Source organism: Streptomyces sp. NPDC059166, from assembly GCF_042755185.1.
Taxonomy (GTDB): Bacteria; Actinomycetota; Actinomycetes; order Streptomycetales; family Streptomycetaceae; genus Streptomyces.
Genome location: NZ_JBHZCI010000035.1, coordinates 29,116 through 37,928 on the forward strand (window position 1 = coordinate 29,116; position 8,813 = coordinate 37,928).

The window sequence follows — 8,813 nt, forward strand, 5'->3', positions numbered from 1 at the left end:
GTTCACATCGTGCTGATCACCCGTCACCCTACGGAGTCGTGAGGGCGGGGTGGCACATTTGAGTCAGCGGGTCGGATCATGGCGGATCAGGTGGTGTACTCGGAGTTCAGGCGCACGTACCCCTCCGTCAGGTCGCAGCCGTAGACGGTGAACTCGCCGTCGGCGATGCCGAGTCCGATGCCGATCACCACCTCGCTGCCGCGCATGTGCTCGGCGACGGCCGTGCGCAGTTCGGCGTCACCGGGACCGTCGGCGCTCTGGGGGTAGACGAGGGTTCCACCGAACCGGACGGTGACGTTCTCCGGCAGGATGTCGGTGTCGTCGGTGCACTTGCCGATCGCCATGTTCACCCGGCCCCAGTTCGGGTCGCTTCCGTGGACAGCGGTCTTGACCAGCGGCGAGTTGACGACGGTCTTGCCGACGCGCTTGGCCTGTGCCTCGTCACGGGCGCCCGTGACCCGCACCTCGATGAGTCTGCTCGCACCCTCACCGTCAGAGGCGATGTCCTTCACCAGGGCGAGGGCGACCTCCTCCAGCGCCTCCTCGAACTCGGCCGGATCCACCTGCCCCGCGAGCCCGTTGGCGAACAGGACCGCCGTGTCACTGGTCGAGGTGTCGGTGTCGATGGAGACCGCGTTGAACGTCCGGTCCATGACGCCGCGGAAGATCCGGTCCTGGACGTCCCGCGGAAGCCCGGCGTCCGTGGCGAAGAAGGTGAGCAGTGTGGCCATGTCGGGCTCGAGCATCCCCACACCCTTGGCGATCCCCACGAGCGTCGCTTCGCCGCACCGCACCCGGACCTCCTTGGGCCGGGTGTCGGTCGTCATGATCGCACGCGCGGCACGGTCGAATCCGCCCTCGGGGAAGGGCCAGGAGAGCGTCTTGACGTGTGCGCGGATCTGCTCCATCGGGTACTGGAGACCGATCACACCGGTGGAGGCGATCAGCATCTCGTCCTGGGGGATCCCGGTGGCCGCGGCCACCGCGTCACGCACCTCGCGGGCATTGCTCGCGCCCTCAGGGCCGGTGGCGACGTTGGCGTTGCGGGCGACGACCACCACGCCACGCGCCTGCCCGTCCGCGACCGCGGCCCTGCTGAGCACCACGCTCGGTCCGGCGAAGCGGGACTTGGTGAACACCGCGCTGACCTGCGTGGGCTCGGTGGAGGCAAGCACGGTGAAGTCGTCCCGACCGTCATCGACGAGGCCCACCGGCGCGGTGTGCACCACGAATCCGGCGGGCTCCCGGGTGGTCGTACGGGTCATGATCGCCTTCTCTCTTCACGATGTCATTATGCAGAGTTCCGCATGGTTATACATGTACCACAGGAGCTGGGCGGCCACCGGTGCTCCGGCCGAAAAGGGTCCACGGCGGAGCTCGCGGAGTCCGGCACGGTGCGTCGCGAAGCGGGGCGTGTCCCGGCGTGCCTGATGCGTCGGAGCCGTCGGACGACGGCACGGGACGCGGTGCCGGACGCCGTGGGCCCGTGCCTGCCGCACCGGTCACAGCCTCTCCGCGAAGCCTTCCGACCGTGCTCGAAGCGCACTACAGAGGGGTCGGATAGGCACGGGAGAGGCGGTGGAGAGAGCTCACCGGCACGGTGACGGCATTCCGCTTCCCGTCGACATCCTGGAGACGACGCCGCATGTCCCGTGTATCGACCAAGCCCAGCGACAACCCTACGGCCGCACACGCACTGCTCAAGCGTCTCCACGAACACGGTGTGGAGACGGTGTTCGGTGTCGTAGGCCGCGAAGCCGCCTCCATCCTCTTCGACGAGGCGCCCGGAATGGACTTCGTCCTGACCAGGCACGAGTTCACCGCCGGCGTCGCAGCCGATGTCCTGGCCCGCATCACCGGCCGGCCGCAGGCATGCTGGGCGACGCTCGGGCCCGGAATGACCAACCTCGCCACCGGCGTGGCGACATCGATCCTGGACCGCTCGCCGGTAATCGCGCTGGCGGCCCAGTCCGAGTCGCACGACATCTTCCCCAACGACACGCACCAGTGCCTCGACTCGGTGTCCGTCATGCGCCCCATGACGAAGTACGCCGTCGAACTCCAGCGTCCCGACGAGATCACCGATCTCGTGGACTCCGCCGTCGCCGCCGCGATGACGGAGCCCGTCGGCCCCAGCTTCATCTCCGTCCCCGTGGACCTGCTCGGTGCGGACATCGACGCCTCCGTCACCCACCCCGCGGCCCTGACGCCGTCCAAGCCGGTCGGCGCGGTCCAGGCGGGCTGGGAGGCCACCGCCGACGAGGCAGCCGCCCTGGTCGCCGGAGCCGAGCACCCGGTGTTCGTCGTCGGCGCGGCGGCGATCCGCTCCGGCGCCGTGCCCGCGATCCGCGCACTGGCCGAGCGCCTGGACGTCCCGGTCATCACCACGTACATCGCCAAGGGCGTCCTGCCGCACGGTCACCCTCTGAACTACGGCGCGGTGACCGGGTACATGGACGGCATCCTGTCCTTCCCCGCACTGGAGACACTCTTCGGTCCCGCGGACGTGATCGTGACCCTCGGCTACGACTACGCCGAGGACCTGCGGCCCTCGATGTGGGACCGGGGCGGCGAGAAGACGACCGTCCGCGTCTCCCCCACCGTCAACCCGATCCCGCGCGTCTACCGTCCGGACGTGGACGTCGTCACCGATGTCCTGGCCTTCGTCGAGCACCTGGACGCCGCGACCGCGGACGTCGCCGCGAAGACCCCGCACGACATCGCCCCGCTGCGCGAGCGGATCGCCGAGTTCCTGGCCGACCCCACCGAGTACGAGGACGGCATGCGCGTCCACCAGGTGATGGACTCGATGAACACGGTCATGGCGGAGACCGCCGAGGCCGGTGAGGGCACCATCGTCTCCGACATCGGGTTCTTCCGTCACTACGGTGTCCTCTTCGCGCGCGCCGACCAGCCCTTCGGGTTCCTCACCTCGGCCGGCTGCTCCAGCTTCGGCTACGGCATCCCCGCAGCGATCGGCGCCCAGATGGCCCGCCCGGGCCAGCCCACCTTCCTGATCGCGGGCGACGGCGGCTTCCACTCCAACAGCGCCGACCTCGAGACCGTCGCACGGCTCAACCTGCCGATCGTGACGGTCGTCGTCAACAACGACACCAACGGGCTGATCGAGCTCTACCAGAACCTCGGTCACCAGCGCTCGCACGACCCGGCGGTCAAGTTCACCGGGGTGGACTTCACCGAACTCGCCCGGGCCAACGGTGTCGAGGCGGTCAGGGCCGAGACCCGCGAGGACCTGCTCGCCGCGCTGCGCAAGGGCGCCGGTCTCGGCCGGCCGTTCCTGATCGAGGTCCCGGTGAACTACGACTTCACCTCCGGCGGCTTCGGTGCACTGAGCATCTGATCATGGCGCACACGACTCCCGCGGCCACGGGATTCCTGGTCTCCGCCCAGCAGGGCGGGGGCCAGGGGCCCGTGCCCGTGTTCGCGACCCGGGGCGCCCACGAGACCGTGGTCGAACCCCTGCGCACCCAGACCCTGAACGCCGTACTCGTCCACTCGGGTTCGGCGGGGGACGCCGTGGCCCGCACCGGGGACACGGCGCTCGTCCTGGCCGGCGAGCTCTACAACAGGGAGGAGTTGCTCACGCTGCTCCCCGCCGGTGCGGACGGCGGCACGGACGCCCGGCTGCTCCTCGCCCTGCTCGGCGTCTACGGCCCGCACGCCTTCCGCTTGCTCAACGGCCGGTTCGCGGCGGCCGCGGCCGTCGGCGGCCGGGTGCTCCTGGCCACCGACCACGCCGGGTCCGTCCCCCTCTACACACTTCCGGCGCCGGGCCGTGTGCTCGCCGCCACCGAGATCAAGGCCCTGGTCCCGGCGACGGTACGGACACCGCCGACCGGTCGTCCCGTCGCCGAGGCGCGCAGGGTCCGCCGAGTGCCCGGGGTCCATCAGGTGCCCGCCGGCACGGTGCTCGAGATCGACGTCCGCACCGGTACCGCGGTCCCCTCCCGGACCTGGGTGCCTCCCGTGTCGCGGCGGATCCTGCCCGAGTCGGACGCGGCCGACGCGGTGCGCGAGACGCTCGACCGGGCCGTCCGGGCCCGGACGGGAACCACCACACCGCTGGTGGTCCTCTCCGGGGGAATCGACTCCTCGGGAGTCGCCGCTCTCGCGGCCGCCCACACCGTCGGGCCGTTGGACACCCTGTCCATGGGGACCGACACCTCGGACGAGTTCGCCGAGGCACGGGTGGTCGCCACCCATCTCGGCTCGGCCCACCGGGAGATCACCGTGCCCACGGCCGATCTGCTCGGACAGCTTCCGTACGCGATCTGGGCCTCGGAGTCCGTGGACCCGGACATCATCGAGTACCTGTTGCCGCTCACCGCGCTCTACAGGGCACTCGACGGACCCGCCCGCCGCATCCTCACCGGCTACGGCGCGGACATACCACTCGCCGGAATGCACCGCGAGGACCGGCTGCCGGAGCTGGACACCGCCGTGGCCTATGACATGGCCACCTTCGACGGGCTCAACGAGATGACCCCGGTCCTCTCCGGTGTCCAGGGCCACTGGACGACCCACCCGTACTGGGACCGAGAGGTCCTTGACCTCCTGGTCCCGCTGGAGGCCGGTCTCAAACGCCGGCACGGCCGCGACAAGTGGGTGCTCAGAGAGGCCATGAGCGCCCTGCTCCCGCACGAGACGGTCACCCGGCCGAAGCTCGGTGTGCACGAGGGCTCGGGGACGACGTCGTCCTTCAGCCTGCTGCTGATGGACGCGGGGGTGCCGGAGGCGGACGTCCACCGGGCCAAGTCCCTGGTGGTGACGGAGATCTTCGACCGGGTGACCGTCGAGGGCGTGCCACCGGCCGAGGTCAGCACCACCGACACCGTCCACCGGGTCTCCGCACGGCTGAAGGAGTCCGGGTGACCGCCCTCAGCCCCCGCCCCGGCCGCCAACGGCCCTACCGACAGGAGGGATGACGTCGTGGAACGCGTCGACACCGCGGTCTCACCCCGTTACGCGCAGATCCCCACGTTCATGCGTCTGCCGCACGACCCGCGCCCCAGCGGCCGCGACGTCGTGGTCATCGGCGCGCCGTACGACGGCGGTACGAGCTACCGCCCGGGAGCCCGGTTCGGGCCGCGTGCCATCCGGAACGAGTCCGGCCTGATCCACGGCGTCGGGATCGACCGGGGGCCGGGCACCTTCGAACTCATCGACTGTGTGGACGCCGGGGACATCGACCTCACCCCGTTCAACATGCACATCGCGATGGAGACGGCTCACCGTCATCTGCGGGGCCTGCTCCAGGCCAATGCCGCCTTCCTGATGCTGGGCGGCGACCACTCCCTCACCCTGGCGGCTCTGCGCGCCGTGGCCGAACAGCACGGTCCGGTCGCCGTGGTCCACCTCGATGCGCACTCCGACACCAATCCGGCTTTCTACGGTGGCGAGTTCCACCACGGCACGCCGTTCCGGCACGGGATCGACGCGGGGCTGATCGACCCCGGGCGCATGGTCCAGATCGGGATCCGGGGTCACAACCCCCGCCCCGATTCGCTGGACTACGCACGTGACAAGGGAGTCCGGGTCGTCACCACCGACGAGTTCGTCGAGACCGGTGTCGCCGGCACGCACGCCCTGGTGCAGGAACTCATCGGCGACCGCCCCGTCTACGTGTCGGTCGACGTCGACGTCTGCGACCCGGCCTTCGCCCCGGGCACCGGCACGCCGGCCCCCGGCGGGCTGTCCTCCCGCGAGGTCCTGGCCCTGTTGCGCTGCGTCGGCGAGCTCCGCCCGGTCGGATTCGACGTCATGGAGGTCTCGCCCCTCTACGACCACGCCGGGATCACCTCGGTCCTGGCCACCGAGATCGGCGCCGAACTGCTCTACCAGTACGCACGTGCTCACATCAAGGGAAGGAACGAAGCGTGACCGTCATCGACTGCTCCGAACTCCGCGACGAGCTCCTGGAGCTCGCCTCCCGCCTGCCGGCGGTACCGCGTGCGGACCTCCCGGCCTTCCTGGAGGCCGCGAAAGCGGCGTCCGGTGACCTCCCGGCCCCGATCGCCGAGGCACTGGACGCGTTCAACGCGTCCGGTAACGAAGACGGTTACCTGCTGCTGCGCGGCCTGCCCGTGGAGCCCGAGGAGCAACTGCCCCGGACCCCCGAGTCCACGCCTGCCCCGGTGGAGCGTCCTCTTCTCACCATGGAGGCGATGCTCGGCGTCGTCGGACGGCGGCTCGGTCTGCACACCGGGTACCGGGAACTGCGCAGCGGCACCGTCTACCACGACGTCTACCCTTCGCCGGGCGCCCACCACCTGTCCTCGGAGACCTCCGAGACGCTGCTCGAATTCCACACCGAGATGGCCTACCACCGTCTCCAGCCCAACTACGTGATGCTCGCCTGCTCCCGGGCCGACCACGAGCGCAGGGCGGCGACACTGGTCGGGTCGGTACGCAAGGCGCTGCCGCTGGTGCCCGAGGGCTTCCGCAGCCACCTCCTGGACCGCAAGGTCCCCTGCTGCGTCGATGTGGCCTTCCGCGGGGGTGTCGAGGACCCGGGAGCGATCGCGCAGGTGAAGCCGCTCTACGGAGACCCGGCCGACCCGCTCCTCGGGTACGACCGGGAGCTGCTCGCTCCCGAGGACCCTCGGGACGTGGAGGCCGTGGAGTCCCTCTCCAAGGCACTCGACGAGGTGACCGAAGCCGTCCACCTCGTACCCGGCGACGTCCTGATCATCGACAACTTCCGTACCACACACGCCCGTACCCCGTTCACCCCTCGCTGGGACGGCGCGGACCGGTGGCTGCACCGCGTGTACATACGCACGGACAGCAACGGACAGCTGTCCGGCGGCGAGCGTGCCGGGGACGTGGTCTCCTTCACTCCCCGCGCCTGACGCGCATCCGCACAGCCGACGGGCCGGCGGTCCTCCCTGGCCGCCGGCCGGCCGTCTCTCGGCTCACTCTTCCGCCACTCTCCGCGGCACCCCCGGGCAGGGAGCAGCGGTTAGCGTGTCGGAGGGTGGCCGGAGGCGGTCCGGTCACGGAAGAGGCATCCGCAGCGGACGAGGAGACAACGCCAAGTGTCGGACCCCACCTTGCAGCAGATGGCACGTCATGACCGCCCGGGGCGTCGCGGGCCGCGCAGAGCGCCGGTGCTGGGCGTGGCGGTGGCAGTCCTCCTGGCGGCGGGCGCGGGCTGGTGGGGTTATCGGGCCTGGTCCGGGGACGGTGCGGGGCAGGACCCCGAGGTGACCGCCGCGACCGAGCGGTTGCAGTCCTTCCTGGACGCGTGGGCTGCGGGCAGGGCCGCTGAGGCCGCGGCCCTGTCCGACTCGCCGGAGGACGCCGAATCGCTGCTGACCTCGGTGATGACGAACCTGAAGCCCACCGCGGCTGAGCTCTCGGCGGGCGACGGTGAGAAGAACGAGGCGGGCGAGGTGACCGTCCCGTACACCGCGCGATTCACCGTGCCGGCCGTCGGCGCCTTCCGTTACGAGTCCGAGGCCACCCTGGTCGAGAAGGGCCGGCAGTGGACCGTGGAGTTCGGCTCGCCGATGGTCCACCCCCGGCTGAAGCCCGGGCAGACCCTCGCGCTGAAGACGGTGGCCCGGCGCGCGGCCGTGCTCGACAAGAACGGCGACGACCTGCAGGCGGCCTCCCTGCGGGGTTCCGTCGACGAGCGGGGGAAGGGCACCTTCGGTCTCGAGGCACGCTACGACAAGCAGTTACGTGGTGGAGGGGGTTCCGCCACCAGTGAGGTGGTGACCGCCGACCGTCGGTCCGGCCAGGCCGTCGCCTCCCTGACCAAGAGTTCCGCTGAGCCGGGGAAGCCCGTACGGACCACCATCGACCCCGAGGTGCAGAGCGCCGCGGCGGAGGCCATGGAGAGCGTGAAGGTGAACGCGGCGCTGGTCGCGCTGGAGCCTTCGACGGGCAGTCTGCTCGCCGTCTCCAGCCGCCCGGCGGGAGGGCTGAACCGGGCCCTCGCCGGGCAGTACCCGCCCGGGTCGACCTTCAAGGTGGTTACGGCGGCGGCGATGCTGAAGGCGGGCATGAAGCCGTCGGACGTCGTTCGGTGCCCCGAGTTCGCCCATGTCGACGGGCAGCGCTTCGAGAACCAGAACCAGTTCACCCTGCCCGCTGGATCGACCTTCGAGGACTCGTTCGCGAAGTCCTGCAACACCATGTTCGTGGAGAACCGCGCGAAGGTGGGCGGCGCCGCCCTGCACGAGGCGGCGGAGGCGTTCGGGATCGGCGGGGTCTGGGACGTGGGCGACTCGACGTACGACGGCTCGGTCCCGGTGACCACCTCGGACAACGATCTGGCCGCGTCCACCATCGGCCAGGCGCGTGTGCAGGCGTCCCCCCTCGTGATGGCCTCGATCGCGGCGACGGTCAAGGAGGGCACGTTCAGGCAACCGGTGCTGGTGCCCGACGCGGTGAAGAAGAAGCACGAGGCGACCGCGCGTCTCGGCGCGTCCGTGACCGCGGATCTGCGCGCCATGATGCGGGCGACGGTGACCTACGGCGCGGGCAGCGCGCTGACGGGGATCCCGGGCGAGCCCCACGCGAAGACGGGCACAGCGGAGTTCGGGGACGAGAAGCCGCCGCGGACCCACGCGTGGATGATCGGCTATCAGGGCGGCAGCGACCTCGCGTGGTGCGTGATGCTGGAGGACGGCGGCTCCGGTGGCGCGGACGCGGGGCCTGTGGCCGCCAGGTTCCTGCAGGCGCTGGCGGACCGGCGCTGACCGGCGGGCGCGGGCGACCGGATCCGGGATGACGACGAAGCCCCCGCGTCGGCGCCGGATTCCGGAGGTGCCGGGCCCGCCGGG

General features: G+C 70.8%; 6 protein-coding genes. 5 read left to right on the forward strand and 1 reads right to left on the reverse strand.

From position 1 onward, the window contains the following. Positions 1 to 86 precede the first annotated feature (86 nt). A complete protein-coding gene (argJ, locus tag ACFXOA_RS24315; protein WP_385032344.1) occupies positions 87 to 1,265 on the reverse strand; it encodes a bifunctional glutamate N-acetyltransferase/amino-acid acetyltransferase ArgJ in 1,179 nt (392 codons plus the stop codon). Positions 1,266 to 1,645: 380 nt separating this feature from the next. Between argJ and ACFXOA_RS24320 the strand changes: the two genes are divergently transcribed. From ACFXOA_RS24320 to ACFXOA_RS24340, 5 genes are all read left to right on the forward strand, one after another. Then, positions 1,646 to 3,361 (forward strand): thiamine pyrophosphate-binding protein, encoded by a 1,716-nt coding sequence (locus tag ACFXOA_RS24320; protein WP_385032347.1) that lies wholly within the window; start codon positions 1,646 to 1,648, stop codon positions 3,359 to 3,361. Beyond that, positions 3,361 to 4,893: an asparagine synthase-related protein gene (locus ACFXOA_RS24325; protein ID WP_385032448.1), complete on the forward strand. Its 1,533-nt coding sequence runs from the start codon at positions 3,361 to 3,363 to the stop codon at positions 4,891 to 4,893. Before ACFXOA_RS24320 ends, ACFXOA_RS24325 begins: the two co-directional genes overlap by 1 nt. Before the next feature lie 57 nt (positions 4,894 to 4,950). Further along, a complete protein-coding gene (speB, locus tag ACFXOA_RS24330) occupies positions 4,951 to 5,901 on the forward strand; it encodes an agmatinase (RefSeq protein WP_385032350.1) in 951 nt (316 codons plus the stop codon). Then, positions 5,898 to 6,872: a clavaminate synthase Cs1 gene (cs1, locus tag ACFXOA_RS24335; protein ID WP_385032353.1), complete on the forward strand. Its 975-nt coding sequence runs from the start codon at positions 5,898 to 5,900 to the stop codon at positions 6,870 to 6,872. Before speB ends, cs1 begins: the two co-directional genes overlap by 4 nt. A 210-nt stretch (positions 6,873 to 7,082) precedes the next feature. Then, on the forward strand, positions 7,083 to 8,729 hold the full coding sequence (locus ACFXOA_RS24340; RefSeq protein WP_385032356.1) for a penicillin-binding transpeptidase domain-containing protein: 1,647 nt from the start codon (positions 7,083 to 7,085) through the stop codon (positions 8,727 to 8,729). The last annotated feature ends 84 nt before the right edge of the window (positions 8,730 to 8,813 follow it).

Excerpts from the sequence above, each read along its gene's own strand:
- argJ (WP_385032344.1), bottom strand. The coding sequence starts at position 1,265 with ATGACCCGTACGACCACCCGGGAGCCCGCCGGATTCGTGGTGCACACC.
- ACFXOA_RS24320 (WP_385032347.1), top strand. The coding sequence starts at position 1,646 with ATGTCCCGTGTATCGACCAAGCCCAGCGACAACCCTACGGCCGCACAC.
- ACFXOA_RS24340 (WP_385032356.1), top strand. The coding sequence starts at position 7,083 with ATGGCACGTCATGACCGCCCGGGGCGTCGCGGGCCGCGCAGAGCGCCG.